The following is a 652-nucleotide window of genomic DNA, read 5'->3' as shown; positions in this document are numbered from 1 at the left end:
CAACCGTTTGACGATAGACAGTTTGATCGATGCGCAAGTTGATTTCATGCAGCAGTGGTTGCACAAGCAGGCCGAGCCTTTATCGATGGAAGCTTGGCAGTGGTTTGGCGCGCAGCCCTTAAGCAAATACATTACCTGTGACCATTTACAGCATTTAATGAAAGACTGGCTGTTAAATCAGCCAATGACTGAGGTAATGCGTACAGATATCCGTGATATTTTGCACACGATTATCTATCATCCAGTCAATGACAACGTGCCTTTGTCTGAGCTGGTCGATGACACCCAAGTTCAGACTCTTGCTAACTATATCGGCAGTCATGAGCAGCAGCGTAACGTCCTCATTCATACGCTGGTGGGTAACGAAACCTTTGCCGATCTGTTGACCCAAACGCTCTATCACGCTATCAATGACTTTATGGAGACCACGCTTGATAAAGCGGGTGGCGTTGGTAAATTGATGAAGCTTGGGCGCAGCTCGTTTGAGAAAGCGACCAACAGAAACCTCGATGAAAAACTGCAAACGTATTTGCATCGCAACATCAAAGACTTGACGCGCAAAGCTGAGGCGAATGCACAAGAGCATTTGTCTAATGAAGAAGTGGCGCGTCTAATGGTCATGGGCTGGGATCGTATCAAAGACCAACCAATC

At 46.8% G+C, this 652-nt stretch carries 1 pseudogene; it reads left to right on the top strand.

Annotated elements, in window-relative coordinates:
- Positions 1-7: 7 nt before the first annotated feature.
- Positions 8-652 (top strand): annotated as a pseudogene (locus ACS8FC_RS18335) (hypothetical protein); the annotation flags it as partial.

It is taken from the genome of Psychrobacter sp. 1Y4, assembly GCF_051847555.1.
The sequence above is the reverse complement of the archived record's forward strand: the minus strand, read 5'-3'. Positions and strand labels throughout refer to the sequence as shown.